Here is a 16816-nt window from a genome sequence, read left to right on the forward strand (position 1 = left end):
ATATTAGGTTATCAAGCGCGGAGTCGGGAGGACTCCGGACGCGGCGAGGGGAGGAGCAGGCATGACAATCGACCGAACGGGCCGCGGCCGTCCCGCCAAATAGAGACCGCGAAAACGGGCTGTCCTTGCGCCGGCCCGCAGGGGCCGCCCCGCCTCCCCCTTGAACGAGGGCGCGCCCCGAACTGATCCCGCCATGACCCAAGGATGCATGATGACGAAACGCCCCGAAGACCTCCGTTCCGCCCGCTGGTTCGCGCCGGATGACCTGCGCTCCATGGGGCACCGCAGCCGCGCGATGCAGATGGGCCTGGACGGCGCGGATTGGGAGGGCAAGCCGGTCATCGCCATCATCAACACCTGGTCGGACCTGTCGCCCTGCCACCACCACCTGCGCGACCGGGCGGAGTTCGTGAAGAAGGGCGTCTACCAGGCCGGCGGGATGCCCGTCGAGATGCCGGTGCATTCCTTCTCCGAACAGTTCCTCAAACCGACCTCGATGCTCTACCGCAACATGGGCGCGCTCGAGGTCGAAGAGACGCTGCGCGCCCACCCGATCGACGGGGTGGTGCTGATGGGCGGTTGCGACAAGTCCACGCCGGCCCTGGTCATGGGCGCGGTCAGCGCCGGGCTGCCCTTTGTCTACCTGCCCGCCGGCGCCATGCTGCGCGGCAATTACGCGGGGCAGAAGCTGGGGTCCGGCACCGACGTCTGGAAATACTGGGACGAAAGGCGCGCCGGGACTATCTCGAAAGAGCAATGGGATGGCGTACAGGGCGGCATTGCGCGCAGCTACGGCACCTGCATGACCATGGGCACCGCTTCGACCATGATGAGCATTGCCGAGGCCTGGGGCCTGACCCTACCCGGCGCCTCGGCCATCCCCGCCCCCGACGCGGGCCACAAGCGCATGGCCGCCGCCTGCGGCCGCCGTGCGGTCGAGATGGTGTGGGACGACCTGACGCCCGACAAGGTCATGACCTGGGACAGCACGCGCAACGCGGTGACGGTCGCCATGGCCACGGGCTGTTCGACCAACGCGATCATCCACCTCATCGCCATGGCCCGCCGCGCCGGGATCGACCTGACGCTCGATCACCTCGACGCGATCGGCCGCACGACGCCGGTGCTGGCGAACATCCGGCCCTCGGGCAAGGACTACCTGATGGAGGATTTCTTCTACGCCGGGGGCCTGCCCGCGCTGATGAAGGAGCTGGGCGACAAGCTGGCGCTTGGCGCGCGCACCGTGTCGGGCCGCACGCTGGGCGAGGACATCGCGGAGGCCGTGAACTACAACGCCGACGTGATCCGGCCGCTCACGAACCCGGTCTACCACGAAGGCTCGCTGGCCGTGCTGCGCGGCAACCTCGCGCCCGACGGCGCGGTGATCAAGCCCGCCGCCATGGACCCGCGCTTCCAGACCCATCGCGGCCCGGCCATCGTCGCCGACAGCTATGCGCAGCTGAAAGAGATCATCAACGACGAAGACCACCCGATGACCCCGGACCACGTGCTGGTCCTGCGCAACGCAGGGCCGCTGGGCGGGCCGGGGATGCCGGAATGGGGCATGATCCCGATGCCCAAGGCGCTGTTGAAACAGGGTCACCGCGACATGCTGCGCCTTTCCGATGCGCGCATGTCCGGCACCTCCTACGGCGCCTGCGTGCTGCATGTCGCGCCCGAGGCCTTCATCGGCGGGCCATTGGCGCTGATCGAGACCGGCGACGTGATCGAGATCGACGTGCCGAACCGGACCCTGCGCGTGGACCTCACGGACGCCGAACTGGACGCAAGACGCGCCCGCTGGCAGGCGCCCGCACCGCGCTTTGAGCGTGGCTACGGCCGGATGTACAGCCAGCACGTCGAACAGGCCGACAAGGGCTGCGATTTCGACTTCCTGCGCACCGATTATGGCGGCGCGGTCCCCGAGCCGGAGATCAACTGATGGACCTCGGCAATTCGCTGACCGGCGTCTCGGGCATCCTCGCCACCCCCTTCGACGGGGCCGGAGAGATCGCGCCCGACCGCCAGAAACCCATCGTGGACCGCGCCATCGCGGCGGGCGTCCAGGTGCTGACCGCCAATGGCAACACCGGCGAATTCTACGGCCTGACGCTGGCCGAGGCGCAGGTCATGGCGGAGGCCGCCGCCGCCCACATCGCCGGCCGCGTCCCGCTGGTGGCCGGCGTCGGGCGCGGCATCCGCGACGCGCAGGCGCTGGCCGAAACCTCGGCCCGCGCAGGCGCGGCGGCGCTGATGATCCACCAGCCGCCCGATCCTTTCGTGGCCCCGCGCGGGCTGGTCCACTACCTCGAAGGTATCCGCGAGGCGGCCGACCTGCCACTGATCCTCTACCTGCGCAACGATGCCATCGGGACCGAAGCGATCGCCGCCCTCGCCCGCACCCCGGGCGTTGCGGGCGTCAAGTGGGCCACGCCCAACCCGATGCGCCTCAAGGCCGCGATGGAGGCTTCGCCCGATCACATCACCTGGACCGGCGGGCTGGCCGAGGTCTGGGCGCCTGCCTTCTACGCCATGGGGGCGCGCGGTTTCACCTCGGGCCTCATCAATGTCTGGCCCGAGCGGTCGGTGGCGATCAACGCCGCACTCGAAGGCGGGGACTACGCCGAAGCCCGCCGCCTTATCGCCGGGATGCAGGTGTTCGAGGACATCCGCGCCGAGGAGCAAGGCGGCGCCAACGTGCCCGGCGTCAAGGCGGCCCTCGCGCTGATGGGCGAAGACTGCGGCGCCGCGCGTCCGCCTGCGGCCTGGCCGCTCAGCGAAGACCAGATGGCGCGACTCACCCGCTTCATGACCGACAATGGCCTGATCGGCCGCCCCGGAGAGACGACATGACCGACCACCCGCTGACACCCGAAACCAAGGCGCGACTTGAACAGGTGTCGGTCGCGACGCTTGCCACCGCGCTCTTCAAGCGCGGGCTGCGCGGCCAGGTGATCCAGGACGTGCGCCCGCTTGCGCCCAAGGGCCGCAACATGGTCGGCCCCGCCTTTACCCTGCGCTACATGCCCGCCCGCGAAGACCGCAACCAGCTGGCCGAGTTCCGCAACCCCGACCATCCGCAGCGCAAGGCGATCGAGACCTGCCCGCCGGGCCATGTCATGGTGATGGACAGCCGCCGCTCGGCCCGGGCGGCGAGCGCGGGGGACATCCTTGTCACGCGGCTGATGGTGCGCGGCGGGGCCGGGATCGTGACCGACGGCGGCTTTCGCGACGCGATGAACATCGCCGCGCTCGAAATGCCAGCGTATCATGCGCGCCCCTCCTCGCCCACGAACCTGACGACGAACGAGGCGATCGACATCAACGTCCCCATCGGCTGCGGCGACGCGCCGGTCTTTCCCGGCGACATCATCGTCGGCGACGACGACAGCGTGATCGTGATCCCTGCGCACCTGGCCGACGAGGTGGCCGAGGAAGCGGTGGAGATGACCGCCTACGAGGATTTCGCCATTGAACAGGTGCGCAGCGGCCAGACCATCATCGGCCTCTACCCCGCGACCAACCCCGAAAACCTCGAAAAATTCGCCGCCTGGCGCAAGGCCAACGGCCGCTGAGACCAAGAGGATTCCCCATGATTGCCCCGACCGACCTGCGCGACATCATCCGTTCCGGCCTGCTGTCCTTTCCCGTGACCCCCTTCGACGGTGACGACCGGTTCAACGCGACCGCCTTTGCCGCGCATCTCGACTGGCTCTCGGCCCACCCGGTCGCCGGGCTGATCGTGGCGGGCGGCACGGGCGAGATGTTCTCGCTCACCCCCGACGAGATCGTCGAGGTCACCCGCACCGCCAAGGCGGCCCAGCCCGGCGCGCCCATCATCGCCGGCTGCGGCTACGGCACCCGCATGGCCTGCGAGCTGGCGCAGGGGATCGAGGCGGCGGGCGGCGACGGCATCCTGCTGCTGCCCCATTACCTGATCGGCGCGCCGCAGGACGGGATCGAGGCGCATATCCGCGCCGTCTGCAACGCCACCCGCATGGGCGTCATCGTCTACAACCGCGGCCAGTCGGTCGTGGGCGCCGAGACGCTGGCGCGGCTGGCCGAGGCCTGCCCCAACCTCATCGGGTTCAAGGACGGCACCGGCGATATCGACACGGTCAAGCGCATCACCGTGGGCCTTGGCGACCGGCTGGCCTATATCGGCGGCATGCCCACGCATGAATTGTTCGCGCAGGCTTACCGGGGCGCGGGCGTGGACACCTATTCCTCGGCCGTGTTCAACTTTGTCCCCGAGACGGCGCTTGCCTTTCACGCAGCCTTTGTCGCCGGGGACGATGCGACCTGCGAGGCGATGCTGCGCGATTTCTACTACCCCTTTGCCAAGATCCGCGACCGCAAGACGGGCTACGCGGTGTCGGCGATCAAGGCCGGGGTCGCGCTGCGGGGGTTCGACACCGGGCCCGTGCGGTCGCCCCTGACCGACCTCAGCGACGAAGAGCGCGCCCTGCTCGGCGCGCTGATCGAGGGGCGGCGCTGAGGGCCCGGCGGGCCCTCAGACGGCGCGTCAGGCGGCGTTCAGGCCGGTGTCCAGCGCCGACAGGATCCTGTCAGCATGGTCCGCGGTCAGCACCAGCGGCGGCGAGAAGATGATGTTGTTGCCCGAGATGCGCAGCATCGCCCCCGCCTCGTAAGCGGCGCGGTGGACACGGGCGATAGCGCCCTTGTCGATGGGGGCCTTGGTGGCGCGGTCGCTCACCAGTTCCATCGCGCACATCAACCCGTGACCGCCGCGCACATCGCCGACGATGTCGTGCGTCTCCATCAGCGCCTCTAGGCCAGCAAACAGCTGGGCGCCCCGCGCGGCGGCGTTGTCCTTGACGGCCAGCCGCTCGGTTTCCTTCAGGCAGGCCACCGCCGCCGCCGCCCCGACCGGGTGGCCGGAATAGGTGTAGCCCGACCCGATGGCGGCGCGGCCGGTCTCGTCGCGCTCGAACACCTCGGCCACCGCATCGGAAATCATCACGGCACCGAAGGGGAAATACCCGTTGGTGATCGCCTTGGCGGTGCACATCAGGTCCGGCTGCACGCCCCAGTGCCGGCTGCCCGACCAGTCGCCGGTGCGGCCGAAGGCGGTGATGACCTCGTCCGCGATCAGCAGGATCCCGTGGCGCGAGCAGATCTCGCGCACGCCGGGCATGAAGCTTTCGTGCGGCGGGATCACCCCGCCCGCGCCCAGCACCGGCTCCATGATCATCGCGGCGATGGTGCCGGCGCCCTGAAAGGCGATCTCGTCCTCGAGCGCGGCGAGGCAAAGCTGCGCGAGGCGCTCGGGGTCGGCCTCGTTGAACGGGTTGCGGTAGGTGTAGGGCGCCGGGATGTGGAAGCAGCCCGGCATCAGCGGTTCATACTGCGTGCGGAAATTGGCGTTGCCGTTGACCGATGCGCCCAGGGTATGGGTGCCGTGATAGCCCTTCTTGAGGCTGAGGTATTTCACCCGCCCCGCCTCACCACGCACCTTGTGGTATTGCCGGGCGAGGCGCAGCGCGATCTCGACCGAATCCGATCCGCCCGAAGTGTAGAAGGCGCGGGAAAGGCCGTCGGGGGCGAAGAAGTCGCGCAGCATGTACGACAGCTCGATCACCTGGTCATTCGAGGTGCCGCGGAAGATCGAGTAATAGGGCAGCCGCTCGAGCTGCTCGGCGATCGCCGCCTTCACCGGGGCGCAGCTGTACCCGAGGTTCACGTTCCACAGCCCGCCCACCGCGTCGACCATGCGGTGCCCGTCCACATCCGAGATCTCGACCCCGTCGCCGCCGACGATGATGTCGGGCGGATTGGCCTGGCTCTCGGCCGGGTGCGCCATGGGGTGCCACAGGTGGCGGGCGTTGTTTTCCTTGAGAAAGTTTATGTCCTTCATGGCGGGGCCTTCCGTTCAGTTTCCCTCGGGCCAGAGCGCGCGGTGCGCCTCGGGCACTTGGCCGCCCAGCGCACGGGTCGCGACAACGCATCCCCGGCGCAGCGCGGCCGCGATCTCGGTCGATTTTGCGGCACCCGCCCTCACGCGCGGCACGGCGACCGACAGCGCGCCAAAGACCCGCGCGTCGGGGCCGAAGACGGGCACGCCCTGGCTGACCACCTCGCCGTCAAAGGCGCGGTCGAGCGCGGCGATGCCGCTGGCCTGCGTCGCGGCGATCATGGCCCGCAGGCGGGCGGGATCGGTTTCGGTGTTGTCGGTAAAGCGCGGCAGCGGCGCGGCCAGGATGCCCTCGGCCCAGGCCGGATCGCCAAAGGCCAGCACGGCAAGGCCCGACGAGGTCGCGTGCAGCGGCAGCATCTCGGCCTCGTCGAAATGCACCTGGGTGCCATGGGCAAAGGGATCGGCATGGACCAGCGGCGACAGCAGCTCGCCCTGCAGGATCGACATGTGCACCAGCTCACCCAGTTCTTCGGCCAGCGCCTGCACCACCGGCCGCAGGACCGACCGCGCCGGGTGGGTCCGTTCGCGCACCCCCGCCAGCCGCAGAATCGCCGGACCGAGACGGTAGGCGCGGCTGCCTTCGTCCTGTTCGAGAAAGCCGTTCGCGGCGAGTTCGACCAAGTGGCGATGCACCGTCGCCTTGTCGCGGCCGGTCAGGCGCACGAAATCCGCCAGCCCCAGCTCGGGCCGGTGACGCGAGAAATGATCCAGCATTTCAAGGGCTTTGGTGATCGTCCCCATCGGGCCTCCGGTGCCGCCGTGGATTTCGTCGTGCTGCGAACAAGACATTCGTTGACAGAAATGCTCCGGCGCATCAAGATATTTGTTACCAGAGGTTCAAATAATGAACCCATCTTATTGACCAACAAGGAGAGGTCACATGAAAAGCCAATTGATCGCCGGAGTCGCGCTGATCGCCGCCGCCCTGCCGCTGGCCGCGCAGGCCGAGTACCCCGAGAAACCCGTCGAATTCGTCGTGCCCTGGCCTCCGGGCGACCTCGAGGACGTGCTGACGCGGATGATCGCGGACGAGTTCCAGGCGACCTACGGCGTGCCCGCGGCGGTGGTGAACAAGCCCGGCGGCGGCGGCGGCCCCTTCCCCGGCGCGGCCGAGGTGGCACAGGCCCCGGCCGATGGCTACACGGTCGGGTCCTTCGTGATCGGCGTGCCGATCGTGGGGCCGGAAACCGGCATCCCGGCGCTGAACCCGAACCCGTTCGAGCCCATCGGCACCTTCCTCACCTACCCCTTCGTGATCGCGACTGGCGGCGACGCGCCCTACGGCTCGATGGAGGAACTGGCCGCCTATGCCCAGGACAACGACGTGGCCCTTGGCCATTTCGGGTCGGTGCTGATCCCGACGCAGGTGACCTTTGCGCTGGCCGCCAAGATGGGCTTCGACTACGCCTCCGAAGCGGCCTTCGACGCGCTCGACTGCAACACGCTGGCCAGCGGCGACGTGGATGTCATCAACACCACGCTGCAGCTGATCCTGCCCTGCCTCGGCGACGTGCAGGTGCTGGCCTCGATCGGGTCGGAACGCATCGGGCTGACCCCCGACACGCCGACGGTGGCCGAGCTGGCGCCCGACCTGAACGTGTCGCTCTGGAACGGGCTCTTCGTGCACAAGGACGTGCCGGCCGAGGCGCGCGACAAGATCGCCGCCGTGGCCGAAAAGGTCATGACCGGCGACAAGGCGAAAGAGCTGATGGCCCAGACCGGCGCGCTGGTCTACTGGCAGCCCGCCGCCGAGGCCGCCGCGCAGATCGAGGCCGACACGGCCACGCTGGGCACCATCGCCGGCCTGTTGGAATGACCCATCGCCGCCCCTTCGGGGGCGGCTTTTTCGTGCGCCCCTGCGGGGGCGACCTTGCCCTGGGGGCCTCATGAGCCGCATCCGCACCTTCCAGGAGCTCTTCCGCCGCGACCGCCGGCGCGGAGACCTCGTGTTCGCCCTCGCCTTCCTCGCACTGGCGCTGGTGCTTCTGGCCGCCATGCCGACCGAGACCACCTGGGTCAAACGCACCAAGCTGTTCGCCCAGCCCGCCTTCTGGCCCGCCGTGTCGGTCGTCGCGATGACCGTCTTCGCCGCGCTTCACCTCCTGGGCTCGTTCAGCTCGCCCCGCATCCCGGGCCGGTTGCAAGAGGCTCTGTACTGGGCACGGTCCCTGGAATGGGCGGCGTGGTTCCTGGCCTATGTCTGGGTGGTGCCGCTGGCCGGGTACCTGCTGTCCACGCTGGTCTTCTGCCCGCTGCTGTGCCTGCGCCTCGGCTATCGCGGCCGCACGCTGCTGGTCGCCAGCGGCTTTGGCCTCGCCGTGGTCGTGGTCTTCAAATCCCTGCTGTCGGTCAAGATCCCCGCCGGCGCGATCTACGAGGCGCTGCCCCCGGGCGCGCTGCGCACCTTCATGATGGTGAATTTCTGACATGGACGCCCTGCTTTCCGGGATCGACCTGCTGGCGCGGCTCGACGTGCTCATGGCGCTGCTGATCGGGTCCATCGGCGGCGTCATCATCGGCGCGATCCCCGGCGTCGGCCCTGCCGTCGCCATCGCGATCCTGCTGCCCGCCACCTTCGCGCTCGACCCGCTGGTGGGGCTGGTCATGCTGCTGGGGATCTACGGCAGCTCGATGTTCGGCGGCGCCCTGCCCGCGATCCTGATCAACACGCCCGGCACCGCCGTCAACGCGCTGACCACCTACGACGGCCACCCGATGACCCAGCGGGGCGAGGCCGTCCGCGCGCTCGGCCTTGCCTATGGCGCCAGTTTCGTGTCGGGCATCCTGTCGATCCTCGCGCTGATCCTGCTGTCACCGCTGCTGGCGCGCGTCGCGCCCATGTTCGGCTCGCGCGAGATCTTCCTGGCCGCGCTCCTGGGCATCGTGCTGGTGATCCTCGCCCATCGCGGCCAGACCTTCGCCGCCGGGATGATGGCGGCCTTCGGCATCTTCCTTGGCACCATCGGGCTCGAGCCGGTGAAATACACCCAGCGCTACACCTTCGGGCAGGACTGGCTGGCCTCGGGCGTGGACCTGATCGTTGTGATCCTTGGACTCTTTGCCCTCAGCCAAGCCTTCCTGCTGCTGAACGACCCCGAAGAGGCGCCGACCACCCAGCGCGTCGAAGGCTCCATGCTGCGCGCCATCGGCGAGGTCTTCCGCTTCAAGCGCATCGCGGCAATAGGGTCGGGTTTCGGTGTGCTGATGGGGATGATCCCCGGCGTCGGCGAGTTCACCGCGCAATTCCTCAGCTACACCTATGCGCAGAAGACCTCCAAGGACCCCGACCTGTTCGGCAAGGGCAGCCCCGAGGGGCTGGTGGCGAGCGAATCCGCCAACAACGCCGTCCCCGCCGCCGCGATGATCCCCCTCTTGGCGCTCGGCATCCCGGGCGAGGCGCTGACGGCCATGATGCTGTCGGTGTTCTACGTGCATAACGTGACGCCCGGGCCGGGGCTGTTCCAAACCCAGCTCGACTTTGTCTACGCGCTCTATATCGCGATGATCCTGCTGAACGTGATCGTCGTGGTCTTCATGCTGTTTGCCTCGAACTGGTTGCTCAGGATCATCCGCATCCCGACGCGGTTCCTGGGCATGATGATCCTCACGCTCAGCTTCGTCGGCGTCTATTCCCTGCGCAACTCGGTCACCGATTGCGCCATCGCCGCCGGGTTCGGCGTCTTCGGGCTGGTGCTGAAACGGCTGAACCTGCCCATCGTGCCGATCATCCTCGGCATGGTGCTGGGCGGCATCATGGAGGTGAAGCTGCGCTCCGCCATGGCCCGCGTGAAGACCCCGCTCGATTTCGTAGACCGGCCCATCGCCGCGCTGCTGGCGGTTGCCATCGTGCTCCTCGTCGGCTTACACATAGTTAACGTGTTAAGGCAATTTCTGGCGCGCCGCGTCCAAAGGGAGGAATGATGCTTGACCAATCCGCAATCGAGGCGCTGCGCGATGCGCCCGTCTCCCCCGGCCAGCACCTGATCGACGGGGCGCAACGCCCCGCCTCTGACGACGGCGTGATGGAGGTGATCTCGCCCCTCAACGGCACCGTCCTGACGACGATTCCCAGGGGCACCAAGGCCGATGCCGAGGCCGCCTGCGCCGCCGCACGGCGCAGCTTTGACGCCGGTGTCTGGGCGGGCCTCGCACCGGGCGCCCGCAAGGCGGTGATGCTGAAATGGGCCGCGCTGATCGAGGAGAACGCGCTGGAGCTCGCCGTGCTGGGCGTGCGCGACAACGGGACCGAGATCGGCATGGCGCTGAAGGCGGAACCGATGTCGGCCGCCGGCACGATCCGCTATTACGCCGAGGCGCTGGACAAGATCTACGGCGAGATCGCGCCCACCGCGCCCGACGTGCTGGCCCTTGTGCACAAGGAACCGGCGGGCGTCGTCGGCGCCATCGTGCCGTGGAACTTCCCCCTGATGATCGGCGCGTGGAAGCTGGGCCCGGCGCTGGCCGCCGGATGCTCGGTCGTGCTGAAACCGGCCGAAACCGCGTCGCTGTCCTTGCTGAAGATGTGCGCTTTGGGCGTCGAGGCGGGCCTCCCCGCCGGCGTGCTGAACGTCGTCACCGGCGAAGGCGCCGTGGTCGGCCAGGCCATCGCCGAATCCATGGACGTGGACGTGCTGGTCTTCACCGGCTCGGGCCCCGTGGGGCGGCGCCTGCTGCAAGCCTCGGCCGCGTCGAACATGAAGCGGGTCTACCTCGAGCTGGGCGGCAAGTCGCCCAACGTGGTCTTTGCCGATGCGCCGGACCTGGCCGAGGCCGCCAAGGTCTCGGCTGCCGGCATCTTCCGCAACTCGGGCCAGGTCTGCGTCGCGGGATCGCGCCTGCTGGTGGAACGCGGGGTGCATGACGAATTCGTCGACCTGTTGGCGCAGGCGACCGCGAAGATGAAGGTTGGCGATCCGCTCGACCCCGCGACCAACGCAGGTGCCGTGAACTCGGAACGCCAGCTGATGCAGAACCTGCGCTTTGTCGAAGAGGCCCGCGAGCTGGGCCGAGAGATCCGGCTGGGCGGGCAGCGCATCCTCGAAGAGACGGGCGGCTATTTCATGGCCCCCACCATCGTGACCGGGGTCGAACCAGGCGACCGGCTGGCGCAGCAGGAGGTCTTCGGCCCCGTGCTGGCCGTCATCCCCTTCGACACCGAGGCCGAGGCTCTGGAGATCGCCAACGGCACCGAGTTCGGGCTGGCCTCGGCGGTCTGGACCGGGTCCCTGAGCCGCGCGCACCGCATGGTCCGGGGCCTGCGCGCCGGGGTCGTGCATGTGAACACCTACGGCGGGGCTGACAACACGGTGCCGCTGGGGGGCGTGAAGCAATCGGGGAACGGGCACGACAAGTCACTTCATGCGTTCGAGAAATACCTCGATTTGAAGACGGCGTGGATCAAGCTTTGAAGGGCGCGTCGAAGTGATGAGCCGCAGATCGCTGGCTTCAAGGCAGCGGTCCGAATTAGGTCAAAGCGGAGGGTCCCGGCGTCAGCGTTACCTCGCCCGGGTCACCAAGCCGCGCATTGCCTGCGCGCGCGATGGCGATCCAACCGTCATGGGGGGCACTTTATCCCAGCCGCAACCGGAAGACCTTGGAAGGGCATGCCCAGCCCAGCCAAATCGCCAGCGCGTGGGGGCGCGCAGGCGATGCGCGGCGCCCTTCGGCCTTGATTCCGAGCTTGGGGCCCCGATCAACCGGCGGCTTGTAGCGGCATAGTTACCGACTCAATGCGCGTCCGTATCCGGATAGGCCCCGACCACCTGCTGGTCGAAATCCATCACCGACCCCGTCACTACGCCCGAGCGCGGGCCGAGCAGGAAGGCGACCTGCCAGGCCACGTCCTCGGGCCGCACCATCCGGCAGAAAGGCAGGCTGGCCGCTGCCTCGGCCTGCCAGCCGTCGGCCCGGCCATGGCTGAGCTTCTGCCGCGCGTCCTCTCCGGGCGTGTCCATCCAGCCGACGTTGATCCCGTTCACCCGGATGCGATGCGGCAGCAGCGCGGCGGCGACGTTCTTGGTCAGCCCCAGCAGCGCCGCCTTGGAGGCCACGTAGGGCGCCAGCACCGGCAAGCCGCCATGGACGACGATCGACAGGATGTTGACCACCGCGCCCGGATGCCCCGCCGCGATGCAATGCCGCGCAAAGCCCTGCATGGCAAAGAAGGCGCCCTTGGCGTTCGGGTTCATGATCGCGTCCCATTGCTCGGGCGTGGTGTCCAGCACAGACCCGCGCGCCGTGTTCGCCGCGCCATTGACCAGCGCCGTCACCGGGCCGATCCGCGCAACCGCCTCGGCCACCATGCCCTGCACTGCCGGGATGTCGCCCATGTCGAGCGGCAGGGCGTGGACCTCGGCGCCATTCGCGCGCAGTTCCTCGACCGTGGCCGCAAGTTTTCGGGCGTCGAGATCGACCAGCACCAGCCGCCGGCAACCCTCGGCGATCAGCCGCTCGGCCACGGCGCGGCCCAGCCCCTGGGCGCCGCCGGTGATCAGCGCGCCGGTCTCTGCATGTGGGTGATCCATCGCCGCGTCCTCCTTGCCGCCACGCTGGCACAGCGGCGCGGCAAAGGGAAGTGAGCGCTAACGGGTACAGACCGCGTTCCGCGCCAGCCGCACCATGGTGGCGGTGAAGACGTCCTGCGGCCAGCCGTCCTCCTGCACCAGCCGCGTCCATGTCTCGACCGAGACCAGCGCGCACAGAAGGTCCACCGCCTGCGCGGGGGCAAGGCCGGGGCGCAACGCGCCGCTGTCATCCACCGCCTGCACGGCGGCCTCGAACCCGTGCCGCACCGCCGCCAACCGGCCCGCCCAGGCGCGCGCGGCCTCGGCATCGCGGTCCTGAAGGGCGATGAGCGCGCGGGCGACGCCCTGGACCTCGGGAATGTAATCGGACCAGGCCGCGACGTAGGCGTCAAGCCGCGCGACGCCCGTCGCGGCCCGGCTCGGGGCCAGCCGCGCGTCGATATCGTTCACCTCGTCGATATGGCGCGTGACGGCGACCAACAGCTCGGCCCGATTCGGGAAATGCAGGTACAGCGCCTGCCGGCTGATCCCCACCGCCTTGGCGATATCGGACATGCGCGCCGGATTTTCCCGTGATTCCAGGATCTTCCAGGTGGCGGTCAGGATGCGGGTGCGGGTATCGGGCAAATCACTTGACATTACGTCAAGGTAAAGACTATTGACACCGTGTCAACTTTACACGCTGTCAAGTTGATCCATCAAAATCCAAGCAAAGGACATCCCATGAACGTCATCGTCTTTGGTGCCACCGGCACCGTCGGCCGCCTGGCCACCGAACGCCTGCTGGCCAACGGCCACACCGTCACCGCCTTCGCCCGGCGCCCCGAGCGGCTGGACATCGACCACCCGCAGCTGCGCCGCGTGGCGGGCGACGCCACCGACCTTGCCGCCGTGACCGCCGCGATGAAGGGGCAGGACGCCGCCGTCATCACCCTGGGCGCGGGGCTGAAACGCTCGGGCACGATCCGCAGCCAGGGCACGCTGACCGTGATCCGCGCGATGCAGGCGACCGGGGTGCGGCGGCTTGTCTGCCAGTCCACGCTGGGCGCGCGCGAGAGCTGGGCAAACCTGAATTTCTTCTGGAAACGCATCATGTTCGGTGCCCTGCTGCGCCCCGTGCACCGCGACCACGAGCTGCAGGAACAGCTGGTCGAGGCGAGCGGCCTCGACTGGACCATCGTGCGCCCCTCAGCCTTTGCCGACGGCCCGGCGCAAAGCAGCTACCGCGAAGGATTTGGCCCCCGTGAACGCGGCCTCAGCCTCAAGATCCCGCGCGCGGACATCGCCGCCTTCCTCGCCCGGCAGGTGTCGGACCTGACCTACCGCCACCGCGCGGTCGCGATCTCGAACTGAGCGGAGGGCGCCATGATCACACTTCTCACCCTCTCCGCCCTCGCCGCCGCGTTGGTCGCGGGCGTGTTCCTGACCTTCTCGGATTTCGTGATGCGGGGGCTGGCGGGGTCGGCGCCGGAGGCCGGCGCCGAAGCGATGCAGCAGATCAACCGGGTCGTCTACCGGTCGGTCTTCATGGTGCTGCTGATCGGGCTGGTGCCGGTGTCGCTGGCGCTGGCCGTCACCGGCATCTGGCTTGGCGGACCAGCGGGCGCCTGGATGATCGCCGGCGCGGTCAGCTATGCCCTGGGTGTCATGGCCGTGACCGGCCGGGGCAACGTGCCGATGAACCAGGTGCTTGACCGGATGCCGCTGGCGCAGGCGGCGGAGGGCTACTGGCAGGGCTATGCCCGGCGCTGGACCCGGCTGAACCACCTGCGCACGCTCGCCTCGGCCCTGACGGCCGCCTGCTGGCTGGTCGCCGCGCAAGGCCTCGCCCATGCCAGCTGACACGGGGCCCGGGCCGGTCACCGGCCCGGCGCCGCATCACGGCCAATCGGCAAAGCGCGGGGCCGAGGCGGCGCTGTCCGCGCTGCGCGCCAGCGCCTGCTTGCGCCAGGCGCCGGGCGTCTCGCCCGCCATCGCCTTGAAGAAATGCGTGAACTGGCTGGCCGAGGAAAATCCCAGCATCGCCGCGATCCGTTCCGACGACAGGGTGGTGCGTTGCAGCAGCACCTGCGCCTCGTGCAAACACCGTTCACGGATCAGCAGCGCGGGGGGCTTGGCGACCGTCCGCATGCAGATGTCGTGCAGCCGGTCATAGGTGATCCCCATCGCCTCTGCATACTGCCGCGCGGACCAGCGGGCGCGGAAATGTGCCTCGACCAGGTGGCGGAACTGGGTCACGTCGCCCTGCCCCCGGCCCGTCGCCTCGCGCGCGGGCGGCGCCCGGTCGGTGCTGCGCCAGAACAACACCAGCAGCACGCGCAGATAGGCCGCGACCGAGATCTCGGCCCCGAAGGCGTTCGACCGCGCCTCGGTCAGGATGCGCTGGAACAGCGTCTCGAGCCGGGGTCCAAGCGGGTCGGCCCGGCCAAAAGAGGCCACCAGGTGTTGCGCGGCAAACATCCGCAGCTCGGCTGATTCAGCCGCCGCGCCGATGGCATCGTCCAACACCGCCTGCGCGAAGAACAGGTAATAGCCCGAGCTGCCGGCCGAAAGCCGCAGCCGCGTCTCCTCCTCGAGCGGCCCCCAGCGCATCGCCGGGCCCGACATCTCGAATTCACCCGAATGCGTCTCGGCCACAGCGTGACCATCGTCGAGGAAAAAGACGAACCACTGGTACTGCGCCGCCGCCGACCGGGTGCCGATCACCCGTTCCTGCAACGCGCATTCCACGCGCCCCGATCGCAGCCGTGCCGAGGGCGAATCGAACATGGGCCTCCCTTCCCCGACGATACTTCCCACGTTTTAGCAACTCTTGCCCATTTCACAGCATTAAATTCGCCTCCGAACTCGGGCAGGCTGACGATTGTCGCCCCGGAAGAGGAGTCTGGGGCGCAGGGGAGGATCATGTACGAAGCCCGGCTTCATATCCGTTCAGCGGGTGTCGATGCGCGCGACGGCGCGGTGTTCGAGCGTCGCTCGCCCGTGAGCGGCACCCCCGTGACCCGTGCCGCCGCGGCAGGCACGCGGGACGCGCAGGATGCCGCCAGCGCCGCCGCCGCCGCCTTTCCGGCGTGGCGCGCTTTGCCGAATGCCGAAAAGCGCGCGATCCTGGCCCGCGCCCGCGACCTGATCGTCGCCCATACCGAGGAATTCGTCGAAATCGCCGCCGAAGAGCTCGGCTCGACCCCCGACTGGATCCGGTTCAACGTCTCGATCGCCGTCGATGTCTTCAACGAGGCGATGAAGATGCCGGACGCCGTGACCGGGTGGCAGGAACAGTCGGAAAAGGACGGCATCGCCTCGACCCTCTTCCGCGAGCCGGTGGGCGTGGTCCTGTCCATCGCGCCGTGGAACGCGCCGGTGACCCTGGCGATCCGCGCCATCGTCTGGCCGCTGGCCTGCGGCAACACCGTGGTCTTCAAGGGCAGCGAGCTTTGCCCGATGCTGCATTCGCGCATCGTCGACGTGATCAGCGCGGCCGGGCTGCCCGAGGGCGCAGTCACATCCGTCCTGCACGCGCCCGAGAGGGCCGAAGAGGTGGTGACCGCGCTGGCCGCCCACCCGGCGGTGCGGCGCATCAACTTTACCGGCTCGACCCGTGTGGGCCGCATCGTGGCCGAGATCGGCGCGCGCTATCTCAAGCCCTGCCTGCTCGAACTGTCGGGCAAGGCACCGCTGATCGTGCTCGAGGATGCCGACCTGGCCGCCGCCGCCCGCGCGGCGGTCTACGGGGCCTATTTCAACCAGGGCCAGATCTGCATGGCGACCGAGCGGGTGATCGTGCTGGATTCCGTCGCCGATGCCTTTGTCTCGGAAATGGAAGCCGCCTGCGCCGAGCTGCTGGCGCGCAAGAACCGCGCCAAGGTCGGCGGGCTGATCAGCGCGGACAGCGCCCGCCGGGTCGAGCGGCTGATCGACGACGCCCTGGCGCGCGGCGCCACGCTGATCGCGGGCGGGCAGGTTTCGGGCGCCCATGTCGCGCCCACGCTGATCGACCGGGTAACGCCCGAGATGCAGATCTACGGCGAGGAAAGTTTCGGCCCCGTGGCCGCGATCATGCGCGCGGGCGACGAGGCCGAGGCGTTCTCGATCGCCAACGACACGCAATACGGGCTGGTCGCCTCGATCTTCACCGCCGACACGAGCCGCGCACGCGACCTGGCGGCGCGGCTGGAAAACGGCGTCTGCCACATCAACGGCCCCACCGTCTACGACGACCCGAGCAAGCCGTTCGGCGGGCGCAAGGCATCCGGCTATGGCCGGTTCGGCGGCACGTCCGCCATCCAGGAATTCACCGAGCTGCGGTGGATCACCATCCAGGAACCCAGGCACGACTATCCGTTCTGGATGTAAA

Annotated in this window: 16 protein-coding genes; 11 read left to right on the forward strand and 5 right to left on the reverse strand. The window is 68.8% G+C overall.

Annotated elements, in window-relative coordinates; translation table 11 throughout:
• The first annotated feature begins 211 nt into the window (after positions 1-211).
• Genes araD through MF270_RS18995 form a run of 4 tightly spaced genes read left to right on the forward strand, consistent with a single transcriptional unit; the run spans position 212 to position 4498 of the window.
• Positions 212-1942 carry an L-arabinonate dehydratase gene (araD, locus tag MF270_RS18980; RefSeq protein WP_238367432.1) on the forward strand — a complete coding sequence of 577 codons (1731 nt, stop codon included), beginning with the start codon at positions 212-214 and terminating at the stop codon, positions 1940-1942.
• Positions 1942-2853, forward strand: coding sequence for a dihydrodipicolinate synthase family protein (locus tag MF270_RS18985; RefSeq protein ID WP_238367353.1), 912 nt, complete (start codon positions 1942-1944; stop codon positions 2851-2853). The genes araD and MF270_RS18985 overlap by 1 nt, the downstream gene beginning before the upstream one ends.
• A complete protein-coding gene (locus tag MF270_RS18990; protein WP_238367354.1) occupies positions 2850-3575 on the forward strand; it encodes a ribonuclease activity regulator RraA in 726 nt (241 codons plus the stop codon). The genes MF270_RS18985 and MF270_RS18990 overlap by 4 nt, the downstream gene beginning before the upstream one ends.
• 20 nt (positions 3576-3595) lie before the next feature.
• On the forward strand, positions 3596-4498 hold the full coding sequence (locus MF270_RS18995; RefSeq protein ID WP_336246038.1) for a 5-dehydro-4-deoxyglucarate dehydratase: 903 nt from the start codon (positions 3596-3598) through the stop codon (positions 4496-4498).
• A 27-nt stretch (positions 4499-4525) separates the two neighbouring features.
• Here MF270_RS18995 and MF270_RS19000 read toward each other — a convergent pair whose 3' ends face one another.
• Positions 4526-5878, reverse strand: coding sequence for an aspartate aminotransferase family protein (locus MF270_RS19000; protein ID WP_238367356.1), 1353 nt, complete (start codon positions 5876-5878; stop codon positions 4526-4528).
• A 15-nt stretch (positions 5879-5893) separates the two neighbouring features.
• A complete protein-coding gene (locus tag MF270_RS19005) occupies positions 5894-6679 on the reverse strand; it encodes an IclR family transcriptional regulator (RefSeq protein ID WP_238367357.1) in 786 nt (261 codons plus the stop codon).
• Positions 6680-6818: 139 nt separating this feature from the next.
• Here MF270_RS19005 and MF270_RS19010 point away from each other — a divergent pair, with 139 nt between their 5' ends.
• The 4 genes from MF270_RS19010 (at position 6819) to MF270_RS19025 (ending at position 11346) form a co-directional block, all read left to right on the forward strand.
• Positions 6819-7754, forward strand: coding sequence for a tripartite tricarboxylate transporter substrate-binding protein (locus tag MF270_RS19010; protein WP_238367358.1), 936 nt, complete (start codon positions 6819-6821; stop codon positions 7752-7754).
• Positions 7755-7824: 70 nt separating this feature from the next.
• Positions 7825-8364 carry a tripartite tricarboxylate transporter TctB family protein gene (locus MF270_RS19015; RefSeq protein ID WP_238367359.1) on the forward strand — a complete coding sequence of 180 codons (540 nt, stop codon included), beginning with the start codon at positions 7825-7827 and terminating at the stop codon, positions 8362-8364.
• A 1-nt stretch (position 8365) separates the two neighbouring features.
• Complete coding sequence (locus tag MF270_RS19020) at positions 8366-9859, forward strand: tripartite tricarboxylate transporter permease (protein WP_238367360.1); 1494 nt, start codon at positions 8366-8368, stop codon at positions 9857-9859.
• Positions 9859-11346, forward strand: coding sequence for an aldehyde dehydrogenase family protein (locus tag MF270_RS19025; RefSeq protein ID WP_238367361.1), 1488 nt, complete (start codon positions 9859-9861; stop codon positions 11344-11346). Before MF270_RS19020 ends, MF270_RS19025 begins: the two co-directional genes overlap by 1 nt.
• Positions 11347-11664: 318 nt before the next feature.
• Here MF270_RS19025 and MF270_RS19030 read toward each other — a convergent pair whose 3' ends face one another.
• Together MF270_RS19030 and MF270_RS19035 are read right to left on the reverse strand one after the other, a co-directional pair.
• Positions 11665-12462 carry an SDR family oxidoreductase gene (locus MF270_RS19030; protein WP_238367362.1) on the reverse strand — a complete coding sequence of 266 codons (798 nt, stop codon included), beginning with the start codon at positions 12460-12462 and terminating at the stop codon, positions 11665-11667.
• Positions 12463-12519: 57 nt separating this feature from the next.
• Complete coding sequence (locus tag MF270_RS19035) at positions 12520-13017, reverse strand: TetR/AcrR family transcriptional regulator (RefSeq protein ID WP_238367363.1); 498 nt, start codon at positions 13015-13017, stop codon at positions 12520-12522.
• Positions 13018-13185: 168 nt separating this feature from the next.
• Between MF270_RS19035 and MF270_RS19040 the strand changes: the two genes are divergently transcribed.
• Positions 13186-13815: an NAD(P)-dependent oxidoreductase gene (locus tag MF270_RS19040; RefSeq protein WP_238367364.1), complete on the forward strand. Its 630-nt coding sequence runs from the start codon at positions 13186-13188 to the stop codon at positions 13813-13815.
• 12 nt (positions 13816-13827) lie between these two features.
• The gene (locus MF270_RS19045) at positions 13828-14304 is read left to right on the forward strand and encodes an anthrone oxygenase family protein (RefSeq protein ID WP_238367365.1); all 477 of its coding nucleotides are present in this window, start codon (positions 13828-13830) and stop codon (positions 14302-14304) included.
• A 36-nt stretch (positions 14305-14340) separates the two neighbouring features.
• On the opposite strand, the gene MF270_RS19050 is transcribed toward MF270_RS19045, so the two are convergent.
• Entirely contained in the window at positions 14341-15231 is an 891-nt protein-coding gene (locus MF270_RS19050; RefSeq protein WP_238367366.1) for a helix-turn-helix domain-containing protein, read from the reverse strand.
• A gap of 135 nt (positions 15232-15366) precedes the next feature.
• On the opposite strand from MF270_RS19050, the gene MF270_RS19055 reads away from it, so the two are divergent.
• Positions 15367-16815: an aldehyde dehydrogenase family protein gene (locus MF270_RS19055; RefSeq protein ID WP_238367367.1), complete on the forward strand. Its 1449-nt coding sequence runs from the start codon at positions 15367-15369 to the stop codon at positions 16813-16815.
• Position 16816: the final 1 nt, after the last annotated feature.

Source organism: Mesobacterium pallidum (assembly GCF_019966535.1).
GTDB classification, from domain to species: Bacteria; Pseudomonadota; Alphaproteobacteria; order Rhodobacterales; family Rhodobacteraceae; genus Mesobacterium; species Mesobacterium pallidum.

Bases quoted from the DNA above. Each gene is read 5' to 3' on its own strand.
- araD (WP_238367432.1), top strand. From the start codon at position 212: ATGACGAAACGCCCCGAAGACCTCCGTTCCGCCCGCTGGTTCGCGCCG.
- MF270_RS18985 (WP_238367353.1), top strand. From the start codon at position 1,942: ATGGACCTCGGCAATTCGCTGACCGGCGTCTCGGGCATCCTCGCCACC.
- MF270_RS18990 (WP_238367354.1), top strand. From the start codon at position 2,850: ATGACCGACCACCCGCTGACACCCGAAACCAAGGCGCGACTTGAACAG.
- MF270_RS19000 (WP_238367356.1), bottom strand. From the start codon at position 5,878: ATGAAGGACATAAACTTTCTCAAGGAAAACAACGCCCGCCACCTGTGG.
- MF270_RS19005 (WP_238367357.1), bottom strand. From the start codon at position 6,679: ATGGGGACGATCACCAAAGCCCTTGAAATGCTGGATCATTTCTCGCGT.
- MF270_RS19010 (WP_238367358.1), top strand. From the start codon at position 6,819: ATGAAAAGCCAATTGATCGCCGGAGTCGCGCTGATCGCCGCCGCCCTG.
- MF270_RS19015 (WP_238367359.1), top strand. From the start codon at position 7,825: ATGAGCCGCATCCGCACCTTCCAGGAGCTCTTCCGCCGCGACCGCCGG.
- MF270_RS19020 (WP_238367360.1), top strand. From the start codon at position 8,366: ATGGACGCCCTGCTTTCCGGGATCGACCTGCTGGCGCGGCTCGACGTG.
- MF270_RS19025 (WP_238367361.1), top strand. From the start codon at position 9,859: ATGCTTGACCAATCCGCAATCGAGGCGCTGCGCGATGCGCCCGTCTCC.
- MF270_RS19030 (WP_238367362.1), bottom strand. From the start codon at position 12,462: ATGGATCACCCACATGCAGAGACCGGCGCGCTGATCACCGGCGGCGCC.
- MF270_RS19035 (WP_238367363.1), bottom strand. From the start codon at position 13,017: ATGTCCGATATCGCCAAGGCGGTGGGGATCAGCCGGCAGGCGCTGTAC.
- MF270_RS19040 (WP_238367364.1), top strand. From the start codon at position 13,186: ATGAACGTCATCGTCTTTGGTGCCACCGGCACCGTCGGCCGCCTGGCC.
- MF270_RS19045 (WP_238367365.1), top strand. From the start codon at position 13,828: ATGATCACACTTCTCACCCTCTCCGCCCTCGCCGCCGCGTTGGTCGCG.
- MF270_RS19050 (WP_238367366.1), bottom strand. From the start codon at position 15,231: ATGTTCGATTCGCCCTCGGCACGGCTGCGATCGGGGCGCGTGGAATGC.
- MF270_RS19055 (WP_238367367.1), top strand. From the start codon at position 15,367: ATGTACGAAGCCCGGCTTCATATCCGTTCAGCGGGTGTCGATGCGCGC.